Source organism: Nocardiopsis coralli (assembly GCF_014892575.1).
GTDB classification, from domain to species: domain Bacteria; phylum Actinomycetota; class Actinomycetes; order Streptosporangiales; family Streptosporangiaceae; genus Nocardiopsis; species Nocardiopsis coralli.
This window is the reverse complement of record NZ_JADBGI010000015.1, coordinates 1-15822: the sequence shown is the minus strand read 5'-3', so window position 1 is coordinate 15822 and position 15822 is coordinate 1. Positions and strand designations below refer to the sequence as shown.

Here is a 15822-nt window from a genome sequence, read left to right as displayed (position 1 = left end):
GGCCGGCCCGCACACGCTCAGCGCTCGGAGCCGGACCCGGAGCCGGACTCGGGCTCGGACCCTGACTCGGGCTCGGCACCGGACACGGCCCCGGACCCGGACTCGGACTCGGACTCGGACTCGGTAACGGTGTTCGCCACACGGCGCGAGGTCAGCCACGTGCGGCCCACCACGACCAGCACCAGCACCGCGATGACCGCGAGGATCCCGCTGGAGACCGGGCGGGTCACGAAGACCGCGAAGTCACCGCCGGAGATCAGCAGCGACTGGCGCAACGACGTCTCCAGGATCCCGCCGAGGATGAAGGCGAGCACGAGTGGCCCCACCTCGTATCCGAACTTGCGCAGCGCGTATCCCACCAGCCCGAAGACCAGCACCACGACCATGTCGAAGACACGGTTCTGCACGGTGTAGACGCCGATGAGCATGACCACCACCGCGACCGTCGACAGGATCGTGATGGGGATGCGCAGGACCTGCACGAACGCGCCGATGAGCGCGGTGTTGAACAGGAGCAACAGAACATTGCCCACGAACATCGACGCGATCACACCCCAGAACACCTCGGGGCGGTCGGTCATGAGCGTCGGCCCCGGGGTGATGCCCTGGATCAGCAGTGCCCCGTACAGCAGGGCCAGCACCACGTTCGGCGGGATCCCCAGCGTCAGCAGCGGCACGAACGCCGTCGTCGAACCCGCGTTGCTCGCCGCCTCCGGGCCGGCCACACCCTCGATCGCGCCCTTGCCGAACCGCGAGGGGTCCTTGGCGCGGCGCTTCTCCACCACGTAGGAGGACATCGACGAGACCACGCTGCCCCCGCCCGGCAGCAGCCCGAGCAGGCTGCCCAGCACGGTGCCGCGGGCCAGCGAGGGCGCGGCCTGCTTGAAGTCGCTGCGGGTCGGCCAGATGCGTCCGATCTTGTGCTTGATCTTCGTGCCGGTCGGGCTCTTGTCGATGTTGTAGAGCACCTCGCCCAGCCCGAACAGCCCCATCGCGATCGGGATGAAGTCGAGCCCGGCCAGCATGCTCGTGCTCTCGAAGGTGAACCTGGGTTCGCCCGAGATCGGGTCCAGCCCCACGGTCGCCAGCATGAGGCCGAGACCGGCCGCGATCAGGGCCCGCCCCACCGAGACGTTGCCCATCCACGCCACCAACAGGATCCCCGTCAGCGCGATGAGTGTGTACTCGGGAGGGCCGAAACTGAGCGCGACACCCGCGAGCATCGGGGCCAGCAGCACCAGCACCACGGTGGCGGTCATGCCGCCGGCGAAGGAGCCCACCGCGGCGATACCGAGCGCGGGCCCGGCCCTGCCCTGCTGGGCCATGGGGTAACCGTCGAAGGTGGTCACCACCGACGACGCCTCGCCGGGGATCCGCAGCAGCACCGAGGTGATGGTCCCGCCGTACACGGACCCGTAGTAGATGCCGGCCAGCAGGATGATCGCGGTGGCAGGCTCCAGCACGTAGGTCAGGGGGAGCAGCAGGGCGATCGTCGCCGTCGGGCCCAGCCCGGGCAGCACCCCGATGAGTGTTCCGATGAACACGCCCAGGGCCACGAAGACCAGGTTGCCCGGCTGCAGGGCCACCTGGATGCCCTGGACGACACTGTCGAGATGGTCCATCAGCCCGTCCCTTCCAGGAGTGCGATGAGGGGGTCGGAGGGCAGGGGCACGGCCAGGCCGTACACCAGGCCGACGGTCAGCGCGGCGGTCACCACGACGGCGGTGAGCAGCGTCGTCCACCAGCGCATCCCGGCCAGGGCGCGGAACCACAGCACCAGCAGCGCGAGCACCGGCAGCACCAGGCCCACCGCGGCGAACGCGGCGATGAACGCGGCCACGCTGACCAGCGCGGACACCAGGCGCCACGGATTGTTGCTGAAGGTCTCCGGGCGGGGTTCGTCGTTCTTCGGCGGGCGCAGGGTGAAGGAGGCGAGCAGGATCATCAGCCCCGACACCAGCGGCCAGAACCCGGGGCCGGGCTCGCGCAGCTCACCCAGGCCCAGGTCGATCGACCCGATGATCACCAGGGCGCCGAACACACCCCAGGCCAGGCGGTGCGGCCACGCGCGCTCCGAGGGCTGCGCGGGTGCGGTCCCGGCCTCCGTGCCCGCGGTCTCCGTGGGTGCATCGCTCATGAGTCGGCCTCCTCGATCAGCTCGAGGAAGCTGCCGTGCATGTTGTCCATGATCTGTCGGCTGTGGTCGGAGGAGGTGGGCCGGTCGTCGGCGACGTAGTCCTCGCCCAGCGTCTCGGCCAGTTGCGGGTCCTGCGTGCACCGGGCGGTGTGCTCCTCGAGCAGTTCCACCAGGTCGTCCGGGGTCTCGTCGGGCACCACCGGGAACCAGTAGGAGTCGGAGTCCGGAAGCCCGTCGTAGCCCAGTTCCTCGAACGTGGGCACGTCCGGGATGTGGTCCATGCGCTCGCTCGCGCCGGAGACCGACACCTCCAGGTCCGTGCCCCCGAGCTGGTCCATGACCTCCTTGGAACTCTCCGTGAAGACCGCGTCAACGTCCCCGGCCATGAGCGCGGTCACCGCGGGCGCCGAACCCTCGTAGGGCACCGCCCGAACCGGTGCGCCGCGCACGTCCCGGAGCAGATCCATCGCCTGGTGCGGCGCGCTGAGCGCGCCCGGGGTGGCCACCACCAGGGGTTCGTCGCGCTCCAGGAAGCCGGGGCCGACCTCCTCGTGCAGGTCCGGCGGGGTGATGAGCACCGACGGGGCCAACGACACCTCGTTCAGGGGGGTCACGTCGTCCTTGGTGTAACCCACCGACGGGACCCGCAGGGGAACCACGACGGGCCCGCTGGTGGTCACCATCGCCATGGTGTGCCCGTCGGGTTCGGCGCCCAGCAGGTCGTTGATGGCCACGGCCTGGCTGCCACCGGGTTTGTTCTCCACCACCACCTCGCGGTCCAGGTTGTCGCTCAGACACAGGGCGAGGGATCGGGCGATGGTGTCGGTGCCGCCGCCGGGGGCGAAACCGACGAGCATGGTGACGGGGCGTTCGGGATACTGGTCGGGATCGGGAGCGCTGCCGTCCCCGCCGCAGCCCGCGACCACCAGGGTCAGGGCCACGGCCAGGGCCGGGATCTTCGGTCGTTTCATCGGTGCGCCTCAGAAGGGAACGGGTCGGAAGCGAAGGCTCACCGGTGCTGCAGGCGGGCGCGCAGCTCGCGTTTGAGCACCTTGTGGCTGGGGCCGAGCGGCAGGTCGGCGACGACCTCCACCCGGCGGGGGTACTTGTGCGCGGCCAGGCGGGTGCGCGACCAGGACACGAGCTCGTCGGCGTCGACCTCGGCGCCGGCGGCCGGAACCACGACCGCGCACACCTCCTCGCCGAGCTCGTCGTCGGCCAGGCCGATCACCGCGACCTGGGCCAGGTCGGGGCGCCGGGCCAGGACCTCCTCGACCTCGCGGGGGTAGACGTTGTAGCCGCCGCGGATCACCAGGTCCTTCTTGCGGTCCACGACACTGACGTAACCGGACTCGTCCTTGATGCCGATGTCGCCGGTGCGGAACCAGCCGTCCTGCAGGGCCGCGGCGGTGGCCTCGGGGGAGTCGAGGTAGCCGGCGAAGACGTTGTGGCCGCGCACCACGATCTCGCCGCGGTCTCCGGTGCCGAGCAGGGTCACGGTGTCCTCGACGGCGGGGTCGGCGATCTCGACCTCCACGCCCCAGATGGCGTGGCCGACGGTTCCGGCGCGCGCCCCGAACTCGGGCTGGTTCGTGGCCGCGGTCGGTGAGGTCTCCGAGAGCCCGTAACCCTCGTAGACCACCGTGCCGAAGGCCTCCTCGAACCGGTGGAGCAGGGCCACCGGCAGTGCCGAGCCGCCGGAGATGCAGAACTTGGGCGAGGGCAGCGACGCGGGTCCGCTGTCGGCCGCGGCCTCGGCCAGGCGGCTGTACATCGTCGGCACACCCAGGAAGACCGTGACCCCCTCGGCGCGCATGAGGTCGATGGCGGCGTGCGGGTCGAAGCGGTCGTGCAGGACGAGGGTGCCGCCGAGCCGGAAGGTCGTGTTGAGCGCGACGGTCTGCCCGAAGGTGTGGAACAGCGGCAGGCACCCCAGCACGGTCTCCTCGCGCGTGAAGGGGTGGTTGTCGAAGGCGTTGACGGTGGCGCTCATGACCAGGTTCAGGTGGGTGAGCACCGCGCCCTTGGGCCGTCCCGTGGTGCCGCTGGTGTAGAGGACCACCGCCGGGTCCTCGGGCCTGCGTGAGACCGGCCGGTCCAGGGGCGGTTCACGGCGGGCGAGGGCGGCGACGGTGCCGGGCTCCTCCTCCGGGCCGATCGGGTGGACGGCCACGCCGGCCTGCTCACCGGCGGCGCGGGCGGTCTCCAGGAAGCGTTCCTGGCTCAGTAGCACCCGCGCCCCGCTGTCGCCGAGCAGGTGCGCGACCTCCTCGGCGGTGAGCATGGGCGCCAGGGGCAGGACCGTGGCGCCGACGGCGAGCGCGGCGTAGTAACAGCGCACGAACTCGACGTGGTTGCCGGCCACGAGCGCCACCCGGTCGCCCTCGCCGACACCGAGCCCGCGCAGGGCACCCGCGTGTTCCAGGACCTCGTTCCACAACCGGGCGTAGGTGTACCGGCGCTCGCCGCAGACCAGGGCGGTGCGTTCGGGGAACCGGTGGGCCGGTTCCGACAGAAGGGTGGTCAGGGAGAGTCTCATCGTCTTCCTGGGGGTGTGGACCGTGTGTTCGGTGCGCGTCGGCACAGAAACCTGACACTGTTAGGTTTTGAGTGAGTCTAGACACATCCGGAAACTCGTGACAAGTGATGACGAAGTCCCACTTGTGTCCCAGGGGTCCATCGGGCCCCACACGGCCCGCACTGCCCTACGCACAAGTGGGTAGGCAAGAGCGGCCGGAACGGCGATGTGGCCGAGAGGGCCGCGTCCCTAGCGTTGGTCACCCAACGGCAAGGCCACGAAGGGACGGACGCCGTGCTCACCGCAGACAGGCTCACCAAACGCCACGGCCCGCGCACCGCCGTCGACGGGCTCTCGTTCACCGTCGCCCCCGGCCGCGTGACGGGCTTCCTCGGACCCAACGGCGCAGGCAAGACCACGACCATGCGCATGTTCCTCGACCTGGTCCGGCCCACCTCCGGGCGTGCCCTGGTCGACGGCCGCCGCTACGGCGAGCTGGCCTGGCCCGCCCGCGAGGTCGGTGCCCTGCTGGAGGCCGGATCGGCCCACCCCGGCCGTACCGGGCGCGCCCACCTGCGAGCCAAGGCCCACGTCTGCGGCCTGCCCCGCATCCGCGTGGAGGAGGTCCTCGACGAGGTCGGCCTGACCGCGGCCGCCGGACGGCGCGTGGGCGGGTACTCGCTCGGCATGCGGCAACGGCTGGGCGTGGCCGACGCACTGCTCGCCGACCCCGGGGTACTGCTCTTCGACGAACCCGTCAACGGCCTCGACCTCGACGGCGTGCGCTGGATGCGCGAACTCACCCGGCGCCTGGCCGACCAGGGGCGCACCGTGCTCGTCTCCAGCCACCTCATGAGCGAGGTCGAACAGGTCGCCGACCACCTGCTCGTCGTCGGGCGCGGCCGCCTGGTCGCCGACGCCCCCGTGCAGGAGCTCATCGGCGCCTGGTCGCACGCCCACGTCGTGGTGCACAGCCCCCGCCCCGGACCGCTGCGGCAGTGCCTGGAACGGGCCGCGGGCACGGACGCGCGCGTACGCGTGGAAACGTCCGGCGACGGTGCCCTGCGTGTCTTCGGACTGTCCCCGGAACGTGTCGGCGACCTCGCCCACGAGGCCGGCACCCCCGTGCACGGCCTGTGGTCGCAACGCGCCTCGCTCGAGCAGGCCTACCTGGAACTGACCGAGAACTCCGTCGAGCACGAGGCTCGTACACCCGAGGAGGTGCACGCATGAGCACGCACACCGAGAACACGGCCGCTGCGCCGGTGCCGCGCCACCGCGCCCTGCGCCGGGAGATCGCGGCCGAATGGGTCCGTCTGTCGTCCCTGCGCTCCACCTGGTGGTGCGTGGCCGCCGCCGTGGCCGGGATGGCGCTCTTCGCCGGGCTCATGGGCTGGACCCAGCTCAGCGCCGCCCGCGACGACGCGCTCGCGAGCAGCGACGTGGAGTTCGCCCAGCTCACCTCGCAGGGCTACTTCTACCTGGTCCAGTTCAGCGTGCTCGTGCTGGCCGCACTGGCCTCGACCGGCGAGTTCGCGCACCGCAGCGCGGCGGCGACCCTGGCCTGGAACCCGGACCGCTCCGTGGTCCTGCTCGCCCGAGCCCTGGTCACCGCCGCCCTGGCCGCGGCCGCGTCGGTCGTTGCGGGGCTGACCGGGACCGGGGTGCTGGCCGCCCTGCTGTCCGGGCACGTGGCCTTCCCCCTCGGCGAGATCCTGGCCACCGTGTTCGGCGCGGGGCTGTGCATGGCGCTGTTCGCCGCGCTGTTCGTGGGGGTGGGCACCGTGCTGCGGGGGACCGCCGGCACCGTCATGGCCGGGTTCCTGCTGCTGCTCGGGCTCCCGCTGGTGATGCAGCTGTCCGGTGTCGATCTCGTCGACGACCTCGCCGCCCTCACCCCCGGGCTCGCGGGGATCGAGTTCTACGCAGCCGGCGACGTCGGCTTCTACAGCGCACCCTTCGACGGCCCGGTCAACGTCGCCGTGGTCGTCGGATGGACGGTGGCGGCCCTGCTGGCCGCCCGGTGCGAATTGGCGCTGCGCGACGTGTGAGACCCGTGGTGCGGGGCGGAGGAGCGGCCCCGCACCACGCTCACTCGACCGGCTCCAGTTCCGGGTGCTCACCGGAGGGGTCGTGCACCAGCGGGTCGTCGGCGCCGCGCAGGTAGGTGTCGAAGAAGGCCCGCAGGTACGCACGCTGGGCCGCGATCGAACCCTCCGGGTCCACGTGCCCGATGCCCCCCTTGCGGTTCTCCCACGACCGCCCGGACAGCCCGTGCTCGTCCTCCAACGCCGGCAGCGCCCACTGGTCGTCCGCGAACGAACGGTGCTCGCCCTCGGCCATGAACACCTCGTGGAACGGGCCGGACGAGGCCGCCCGGAACAGCCGCAGGTCCTCGTGGTGCCCGCTGTGGTGCGGCAGGTCGGCCCCCGAGGTCCCCGCGCCCATGTAGGCGAAGGGGCGGTCCACCCCGTGTGTGGTCGAGCGCGCCCACTCCTCGTCGCCCACGTGGTAGGCCACGCTCCCGTCCAGGTTGACCCCGGCGGCGATGCGTTCGTCGTCCACCATGATCTCGCCGGCGGTCAGGCCGCCGGCCGAGTGCCCGAACATGCCCACCGTGCTCGTGTCGGCCGCCTCGTCCAGCGGCCCCGGCAGGAGCGTTCCCTCCTCCAGAGCGTCGAGGACGAAGAGGGTGTCCTGGGTGCGCACCGAGATCGCCTCCCGGTAGGTCGGGGTCTCCCGTTCCGGGTAGGCCTGGCGCAGGACCCGGCCGTCGGGCATGTCGACCGCGGTGGACTCGTACGGGTGGTCCATGGCGACGACCAGGTACCCGTGGGAGGCCAGTTCCTCCGGGTCGGCGGTGCTGTTGAACCGCGATTCGCCGAACCCGGGGGAGAAGAGCAGGACGGGCAGGCCCGAGGCGCCCTCGGCCACCGGCGCGTCGGCCAGGGCGTTGGCGGTCGACCCCTCCGTGTCGATCGCCCCGCGCGGGACCCCCGATCCGTACAGGCCCGAGACCAGCGCGTCGGCCATGCCCGGCGTCAGGTACGGCGCCGGCTCGGCCCCGGACCCGGCTTCGGCCGGATACCACAGGCTCGCCATGAGCTCGCGCTCCTCGGCGCTCTCCACCCACGGGTGGCCCCGGGACGGGTCGGTCAGGTGCACGTCGGAGCGCCCCACGGTGTACGGTCCGGTGGGCCCGGGCGGGCTCAGGGCCACGCTCTCCCCGGTCGTGGCGGCCGAGTGCAGGGCCGGGACACAGAAGGAGGCCGCCAGGACCAGGGCGGCGGCGGAATGGGCGCACAGGCGGGCCGGGGCCCGGCGGCGGTCACGGGTGCGGTCGCGGAAGGTGTTCTTGTCGGCCATGCCCGTATCGTGCGACGCCCGCACCTCCGCGCACATCGCCCGGGCGGCCGCGACCGCCTCGTCACAAATGGGTAGACGAGGGGCGGACCGGGGTCAGTACCGGTGGGCCAACCCCGCCTCGTACGCCAGCACGGCCGCCTGTACCCGGTTCTCCAGGTCCAACCGGGTCAGGATCGAGCGCACGTGCACCTTGGCAGTACCGGGTGCGATGTGGAGCCTGCGGGCGACCTGGTCGTTGGAACAGCCCTCGCCGAGCAGCGCCAGCACGTCGCGCTCGCGCCCGCTCAGGGTTTCCACCTTCTCCCGGGCCGCCGCGGCGCGTGTCAGCCGTCCGCCGTCGAGCTCGTGGCTCACCCGCCGGGCCACCTCCGGCGACAGGTACGCACCGCCGGCCACCACCGCGCGCAGGCCCGCGACCAGCTGGTGCGGGTCGCCCGACTTGAGCACGAAACCGGCCGCGCCGCCCGACAGCGCCCGGGCGATGTAGGTGTCCTCGGAGAAGGTCGTGAGCACGACCACCGCGGTCCCCGGGTGCTCGGCGGTGATGGTCTCGGTCGCGGCGAGCCCGTCGGTCCCTGGCATCTGCACGTCGATCAGCGCCACGTCCGGGGCCAGTTCGGCGACCAGGGCCACGGCCTCCCGGCCGTCGGCCGCCTCTCCCACCACCTCGAACCCGGGCACGGACGTGAGGATGGCCCGGATCCCGGCGCGCATCATGGCCTCGTCGTCGGCCACCAGCACCCGGATCGCCGTCTCGCCGTTGGTCTCGTCCACCGGCCCAGACTAACGGGGTCACTGCCGGCGCTCGATCTCCTCCTTGTCGGCGAGCACCCCGTCGGAGAAACACAGCCGGTACACCGGGGGCAGCCCGCTCTCGTTCTCGACCAGGTAGAAGCGGCACTCGTCGGATCCCTCCGGTGCCGGGGGCGGGTCCTCCACCGAACCCGCCGGGTACTCGAAGCGCGGCAGCACGGCCTCGACGCGGTCGACGGGGTCGCCGAGCGAGAGCCGGTCGTAGTCCTGCGGGGGCAGCACCGAGTTGGCGCTCACCCACGACAGGGTTGAGAAGGCCAGCCCGAGCACGAGCGCGCCCAGCCCCACCGGCACCACGAGGGCGGTGACCAGGCTCCGCCATGCCTGCGAGCCGGCCCGGGAGCGCAGCCGGTCGGTCTCCGAACTCGGCGGTGCGTGGGCGGTTGCCGTGGGATCGTCGGCCTCCGCGGGTGTGCCGGTCCCCGGGATCCGTGCCCGCACCACGAACCCCTCCCGCTCCGGGCCGGCCTCCAGGTGTCCGCCGGCCTCCTCCACCGAGGCACGCAGCACGGCCAGGCCTCCCTCCCCGTCGGTACGGCCGGGCAGGGAAGGGGCCGCCCCCGGGCCGGTGTCGGACACGGTCACGCGCACCGCGCCCTCCTCCCGCACCACGTGCACGGACACCTGTGAACCGGGCGTGTACTTCGCCGCGTTGGTGAGCGCCTCCCGCACCACCCGGTGGACCGTGCCGCCCGCCCACGAGTCCGGGTCCGGCCCCGGGCCCTCACGGAGGAGCCGTACCGCAAGACCGGCCTCCGCGGCCTGCTCCACCAGCGCCGCCACGCTCTCCCCGGGGCCCTCAGCGGGGTCCTCGCGCAGGACCCCGATCACCTCGCGCAGGCGCAGGTTGGCCTCGTGCGCCGCCGACCGCAGCTCCGCGGCGGCGGCAGAGCGTTCCGGGTCGTCGCCGGAGGCCATCTCCAACGCCGCCGCACGCACCGCGATCAGCGACAGGTCGTGGCCCAGGGAGTCGTGCATGCGCGAGGCGATCTGTGCACGTTCGCGCAACCGGGAACGGTCGGCCTCGGCCGCGCGGGTGCGTTCCATCCGCGCCGCTACTTCCCAGCCCCCGCGGGTGAGCTCCAGGCGCCGGCGCCTGTACCGGGCGAACAACCACGGGGCCACCACCGCCAACACCAGCGCCAGTGCCCCGCCGGACCAGTCCACCAAGGACGACAGGAACGCCCGGGTCTCCAGGCCCGACCACACCGCCGATCCGAGATTCGCCGCGAACGTGGTGCCCGCCGCCAGCACCGACGACGCCACCACCGGCCCGGGGCGATCCGAACGCGACCCGTACCGGAACGCCATGACCGCCTGCCAGAGCAGAGGCACCATCGGGAAGGTCGTGGAGAACAGCGCCAGCCCGGTCGAGACCGCCTGCGCGGTGGCGTAGGCGGTGACCAGGACCAGCGCGGCGGCCGGGGCGCGGCGGGAGAGCGCGACCGCGACCGCGGAGACCACCAGCGCCACCGCCGACTCGGGCACGGCAGCCCGGCCGGGGTCGTCCCAGAGCTCGGCCACGGCGGCCCCGGCCAGGACCGCCCACAGGAGGAGGTCGGCGGCGGGGGCCGCCCATCGCCGGCGACGGTGCCGCGGTGCGTCCATGGGCCCAGGTTACGGGGCCGCCGCCGACGGGACCGGGGCGCGTGGGAAGGGCCGGGCAGCGGTCGCTACGATGCGCGCATGCCCCGTGGAACATCCCCCGCCGCCGTTGCCTGTGCCCTGACGCTGCTCGTGAGCTCCTGCTCCCTGTTGGAGGACGAACCCGAGGGGCCCGAGTACGCCCCGACCGCGATCAGCCCCGACGAGCTCGTGCACTGTGAGGACGAGGGGGACTGCGGTGAAGCGGGCGCGGTGCGCTGGTCGGTGCCGTTGGAGGACGATTACCACGTGCACCTCCCCCACCATCAGGACCCTGCCGTGCTCACGCCGGTGCAGGATGCGGTCGTCACCTCCTTCGCCCGGCCCCGCGCGGTCGTGCACGAGGGCACCGTGCACCTGCACGAACGCGACCGGTTCTCCGCCTTCGACGCCGGGACCGGCGAGGTCTTGCGGTCAGGCGAGCAGGCCGACCCCGGACAGAACAAGAGCGTCGACGAGCTCTTCCTCGAAGGGGACCGGCTCGTGCTGCACGCGATCGAACCCCGGGACTGGAACGGGCTCTTCTACACGGCCGAGGCCACCCCCGAGGGCGCGCTCGAGTGGCAGGCGATCGAGCCCCCTGAGGGCGAGTTCGACGCCGCCAGTGCGCACACGTACGGCGAGGGACTCCTCGTCCTCCAGGGCGACCAGCCGCCCGGCGAACACGGGGCGCCGCACCCGTACCACCTCGTGGACGCCTCCACCGGAGAAGCCGAGTGGAGCGCCGACCTGCCCGGGCGGACGGTCGACAGGGGCGTGGTCGGGGACACCTTGTACGTCAGTGCATCGGGTGACGCCGAGGAGGACGACCCCGACCTGCTGTTCGAGGTGGACCTGGCCGACGGGGACGTCGGCGACCCGGTCGAGCTCGCTGAGCACCAGCGCGGTGGCCGGCTCGTCGCCACCAGCGAGGACCGGGTCGTCCTGCAGCCCAACTGCGACCCGAAGGACGACGAGGACCCGTGCACCCGGCCCGTCACGGGCATGGACACCGGCGACGGCGACGTGGTCTGGGAACACCCCGAGCCCAGCACCGTCCGCGAGGTCGTCGAAGAGGACGAGGGTGTCCTCCTGCTGGTCGAGGACGCCGACGGCTACTGGTGGGTCGACCCGGAGGGCGGGGAGGTCGTGCGCGCGGCAGGCGGAGGGGAGGCCCGCCTCGCGGCACTCGCGGCGACCGTGTCGATGCCCTGGCACGAGGAAGGGGCGACCGGGGAGGAGAACGACGACCCGTTCACGGCAGCCGCGGAGATCAACGTCCCCGGACACGAGCCGATCACCGTGGACCACGCGTCCGGGATCGCACACGTGACCGACTACGCCACCGACGACGGGGCGGCCGTCTCCCTCTTCACGGGGTGCGCACCCGACGGGCTGGAGCCGGAGGAGGCCGCGGCGCCCGCTGACGGCAATCCCTGCTCCTCACCCCGCCTGTTCGCCGTCGACCTGGGAATCTAGGCGGACCTCGGCGCCGCACCAGGCGTCCTCGCACCGCAGGTACTGGGCCTCGGTGAGGTACCCGCCGTTGAACCGCGACCCCCCGTCGCCCCACACGATGTGGGGCCGGTCGCCGTCGTCCAGGGCGAGCCCGGTGAGCCTCGGATCCAACTCGTAGCCTGTGAGCGGGGTCTCCACGGCCTCGGTGCACCCGCGGTCCAGGCACGACACGAGGAGCATGCGCTCGTCGTCGAGGTCGGGGGTCAGCAGCTGGGGGCGCTCCTGAGAGTCCAGGTCGAACCCGGGGACCGGCCGCACCCAACCCGGGCCGGTCACAGTCTCCTCCGTGTACTCGGTGCACGCGGCGTCCTGGCAGTCCAGAACCCGCACCGATCCGTCACCGGCCTCGCGCAGCATGACCGCCGACGTGCCGTCCGACCGCTCGATGGCCCGGGCACCCACCAGGGTCCGGAGCTCGTCCTCGTACTCGTGGTCGAACGTGTCCGCGGCCAGCTCGGTGACCTCCATGTCCGAGCAGGCGGTGTCGGGGCAGTGGAGTGCGTGGACGGCACCGAAGGCGGCGTCGGTGACCAGCAGGAGGAAACCCTCGCCCACCGGTTCCAGGTCGAGGTGGTGGCCGTTGGCGAGGAAGGCGTTGGTCGAGAGGTCCTCGGGCAGGTCGAGGGCGACCGGGTCCTCGCAGTCCGTGTCCGCGCACACGTGCGCGCGCAGCCCAGCGGTGTCGCCCTCCTCCGCGAAGGCGATGTCCTCCTCGTCGTAGTCGTAGGACCTCACGTGGGAGACCACGACCAGTTCCCCGCCCACGGGTGCGGCCACGGCGTCGACGTCGTGGTGGGAGCCGGCGAAGGGGCGAACCTGGGGTCCGAGCTCGCAGTCGCCGGGCTCTTCGCACACGTGCAGGTAGAGGCCGGATTCCTCGTGCGGGGCGTACTGGGCGCTCTCGTATTCCTCGTCCTCGTGCAGGACTTCCACCCACTCGGGGTATACGTAGGCCTCGCCCACCTGGGTCAGGGGCCCGAAACCGAAGTGGCCCGGGGTTTCCTCGACGAGCTCGCAGCGGGGATCGCACACCAGTTGATTGGCCTGGCGACCGTTGAAGGAGACCACAGCGCGGTCGTCCTCCACCCACATCTCGACCCGTTCTCCGTCCAGGCTGCTTGCGTCGAGGGGAGCGCCGGTGAGCTCCGGTGAGCTGAAGGGGTCGGCGGCGACCACGACGGGGGTCACCAGGGGCGGAACGATCAACGCCGCCGCGACGACCACCACCGTCACCGCGCGCGGCCGCACGCCCGCGGGCCGGGCGGCGGGGATGTGCCCGTCGACCCGTTCCAGGTCCATGTAGACGGGGGTGGGAACTTCGGACTGGTCGTCCGGAGGGAAGAACCGGCCGTGGAAGGCGACCGGCGCGCTCAGCAGCAACAGCACCATCGGGGTGATGGGCAGGGACAGCAACGCCTGCGCCGCCGAGATCGCTTGGTCGCCCTCCACCAACGGGGTCCACTCGGTGAGGGCGTGCTCCAGGCCGGTCCCGGACATGTACAGCAGCCCGAAGCCGACCACGACCATCCCCAGGTGCAGGCGCCGCCGCTGACGGCCCAGGACCCATGCGCGCGCGAACGCCCGCCACGGGTTGTGGCCCTCGACCAGGGCGACGGGCAGCGTGACCATCAGCGGGGGCCACACCACGAGCAGGACGGGAACGAGCAGGACACTCACCAACATTGGCTCCCACTCGGCCGACAGCGCCCACAGCGCCGCGGCCGCCGCTGCCACCAGCAGCACGGCCGCAGCCAGCACCCATGTCAGGCCGGTCCAGTACCGCCGCAGCGCCTGCCGCCATGCGTCGCGCACCCGGATCCGGCGGCCGAGCAGCGCAGTGGCGGCGATCAGCACCCCGGAACCCGCCGCGACTGGGCTGACTGCCAGGGTCAGCAGCAGGAGCACACCCGCCCCCGCCAGTGTCCCCGGGGTGATCGGGTCGACGAAGGACTCGCGCGCCCCGTTCACGACCACCGAGTCGCTCGCCAGCCAGAGCTCCCAGGGCAGGGCGAGCAGGGTCAGGGGAACCATGGGCAGGCACGCGGCCACCATGATCGGGACCAGGGCCCGGGGGTAGGTGCGCAGGAGAGCCCCGATCAGTCCCCACCATTTTTCGTGGGTGTCGAGGCCGTGCGTGGGCCCGGCGGGTTCTTCGGGGGCCGGGTCCTGGCCGGGCTCGTTCACCGTGGTCCTTCCGTGTCGGGGGATGCGCGCCGAAGACTACTGGTCTGCCCGCATTCGAGCGCGGTCGGGATCGGCTGGGTGGAGTGGGTCTCTGCCGAACTCGCACCGGTGGTCCCAGCGGCTGGATCTCGCCGCCGAGGTGCGCACCGTCGGCCTCCGCCAACAGGGGCCGATACTTTCCAGACGCGCTGTCGGTTCCTTTCTGCACACGGTTGAGCCGATGGCGACGGGTGGGGCGGTGGGTGTGGGCAACGGCTGTATCCGGACGCGATTCGAGGCGGGGGAGGGTGTGGTGTCCGGGCCGTGGTGTCCGGCCCGTGAGTAGGTGACGGGTTTGGGGTGTTCTGTGGTGTTGCCTCGAGGGTGGTGGTTCGTCGGGGTCGGGATCGTAGCCCGGCCGGGCCTTCCCGCAACCCACTTCGGCGCCACCCCCGGCCCTTTCTCTGAGTGGTGATGGTGGCGGCGTTGTGCGTGGTTGGTCGGGGCGCCTGGGGGTGTGCGTTCCGGCCCTGTTCGCCGGGCTGACCCGACCCACCTCGACGAACCCCTTTCACCCCCGAGGCCCCCGCCCGCAGCCAAGAGAACGGTGGTCACTGCTATCCCCCCTTGGGTGTTTCATTGCGACCAACGCTTCCGGCGTGGGCATGGTGGCTCGCTCCTGCGGAAGCACAAGCCGCCCCGTGCACTCCCGGCCGAGCATTGAGTCTCAGGGGTGGCACGTGTGCGGGTGGCCTCCTGGGCCCCGCGCGCTCCCGGCAGGGCATTGAGTGTCGGGGGTGGCACGTGTGCGGGTGGCCTCCCGGGCCCCGCGCGCTCCCGGCAGGGCATTGAGTCTCGGGGGTGGCACGTGTGCGGGCGGGCCCGGGCGGACCTGTTCTGGGCGGTCCACCCCTGGTTACTGGTGGCGCTGGTGTGCCCGGTGGGGCAGGTATCCGGCTCTGTGTCGTTGGTAGTGCTCAATTAGGCACTGACAACGTTTTCAGGTGCTCGAAAGAGCACTGTCAACCGCTGGGAGCGGCCGCTCGGGCCAGGAGCAGGCTCACGTGCGATCGGGTCCGGTGGGGACAGAGTGCGGGCCGCCGCCGTGGGTGGGTATGTGTTGGGCCTTCGATGGAGATGCTCCGGAAGCGGTGCCCGGCACCTGGTGCCCGGTGCGTGGTGGGCGGTGGGCGGTGGGCCTCGGCGGTGCCGGTTGCGGCAGTGGCCGTCCCGGCGTGCACCGCTGGAGCCGGGCCTGGAGATTCTCTGACGGCCAGAGCGGGGCTCGGCAGGGGGATCGGGCCTGGGGTGGGCGGCCTGTGGAAGAGGCCTGCCGGTCTAGCCGGTGCCGGTGCCGGTGCCGGTGTCGGTGGCGCCGGTGTCGGTGGTGCCGGTGGTGTCGGTGCCTTCGGCACCCGAGCCGTCGTTGGCGTCTTCGGGACCGCCGGTGTGGTTGTTGTTCGAGCGGCGGTACTTGGCGCGGTTGTGCGTGGAGCACAGGGGCTGGAGGTTGGTGGCCTTGGTTTCGCCGCCGTGGGAGAACTCGGTGATGTGGTCGGCCTCGCACTGCGAGACCGGCACATCGCACCCACCGGACCAGGCGCAGGTGGTGTGCCCGGCAAAAGCGGCAGTGCGCAGGTAGCCCGGCGCCAGGCGGTGGGCGCGGCCCAGGTCCAGGGGCAGG

General features: G+C 72.2%; 12 protein-coding genes. 3 read left to right on the top strand and 9 right to left on the bottom strand.

The genetic code is table 11. The features are described 5' to 3' along the window. Positions 1–17: 17 nt before the first annotated feature. From IDM40_RS17260 to IDM40_RS17245, 4 genes are read right to left on the bottom strand one after another with little or no spacing between them, the layout of a single operon-like run. A complete protein-coding gene (locus tag IDM40_RS17260) occupies positions 18–1622 on the bottom strand; it encodes a tripartite tricarboxylate transporter permease (RefSeq protein WP_193123044.1) in 1605 nt (534 codons plus the stop codon). After that, positions 1622–2137, bottom strand: a complete 516-nt coding sequence (locus IDM40_RS17255; RefSeq protein ID WP_193123043.1) for a tripartite tricarboxylate transporter TctB family protein — start codon at positions 2135–2137, stop codon at positions 1622–1624. Before IDM40_RS17255 ends, IDM40_RS17260 begins: the two co-directional genes overlap by 1 nt. Next, a complete protein-coding gene (locus IDM40_RS17250) occupies positions 2134–3108 on the bottom strand; it encodes a Bug family tripartite tricarboxylate transporter substrate binding protein (protein ID WP_235997701.1) in 975 nt (324 codons plus the stop codon). The genes IDM40_RS17255 and IDM40_RS17250 overlap by 4 nt, the downstream gene beginning before the upstream one ends. A gap of 38 nt (positions 3109–3146) precedes the next feature. Then, positions 3147–4676 (bottom strand): long-chain-fatty-acid--CoA ligase, encoded by a 1530-nt coding sequence (locus IDM40_RS17245; protein WP_193123042.1) that lies wholly within the window; start codon positions 4674–4676, stop codon positions 3147–3149. Positions 4677–4949: 273 nt separating this feature from the next. Here IDM40_RS17245 and IDM40_RS17240 point away from each other — a divergent pair, with 273 nt between their 5' ends. Together IDM40_RS17240 and IDM40_RS17235 are read left to right on the top strand one after the other, a co-directional pair. Beyond that, complete coding sequence (locus IDM40_RS17240) at positions 4950–5888, top strand: ATP-binding cassette domain-containing protein (RefSeq protein ID WP_193123041.1); 939 nt, start codon at positions 4950–4952, stop codon at positions 5886–5888. After that, on the top strand, positions 5885–6706 hold the full coding sequence (locus IDM40_RS17235; RefSeq protein WP_193123040.1) for an ABC transporter permease: 822 nt from the start codon (positions 5885–5887) through the stop codon (positions 6704–6706). The genes IDM40_RS17240 and IDM40_RS17235 overlap by 4 nt, the downstream gene beginning before the upstream one ends. Positions 6707–6746: 40 nt before the next feature. Here the strand turns inward: IDM40_RS17235 and IDM40_RS17230 are convergent, their stop codons facing one another. The 3 genes from IDM40_RS17230 to IDM40_RS17220 form a co-directional block, all read right to left on the bottom strand. Continuing rightward, entirely contained in the window at positions 6747–8021 is a 1275-nt protein-coding gene (locus IDM40_RS17230) for an alpha/beta hydrolase family protein (RefSeq protein ID WP_193123039.1), read from the bottom strand. Between the two features lie 93 nt (positions 8022–8114). Next, complete coding sequence (locus IDM40_RS17225; protein ID WP_193123038.1) at positions 8115–8795, bottom strand: response regulator; 681 nt, start codon at positions 8793–8795, stop codon at positions 8115–8117. Between the two features lie 18 nt (positions 8796–8813). After that, complete coding sequence (locus tag IDM40_RS17220) at positions 8814–10442, bottom strand: sensor histidine kinase (protein ID WP_193123037.1); 1629 nt, start codon at positions 10440–10442, stop codon at positions 8814–8816. 78 nt (positions 10443–10520) lie between these two features. On the opposite strand from IDM40_RS17220, the gene IDM40_RS17215 reads away from it, so the two are divergent. Then, positions 10521–11936, top strand: coding sequence for a PQQ-binding-like beta-propeller repeat protein (locus IDM40_RS17215; RefSeq protein ID WP_193123036.1), 1416 nt, complete (start codon positions 10521–10523; stop codon positions 11934–11936). Here the strand turns inward: IDM40_RS17215 and IDM40_RS17210 are convergent. Next, a complete protein-coding gene (locus IDM40_RS17210) occupies positions 11901–14159 on the bottom strand; it encodes a hypothetical protein (RefSeq protein WP_193123035.1) in 2259 nt (752 codons plus the stop codon). The genes IDM40_RS17215 and IDM40_RS17210 overlap by 36 nt on opposite strands. 1317 nt (positions 14160–15476) lie before the next feature. Next, a partial coding sequence (locus IDM40_RS17205) for an HNH endonuclease signature motif containing protein (protein ID WP_193123034.1) occupies positions 15477–15822 on the bottom strand: 346 nt, incomplete at its 5' end.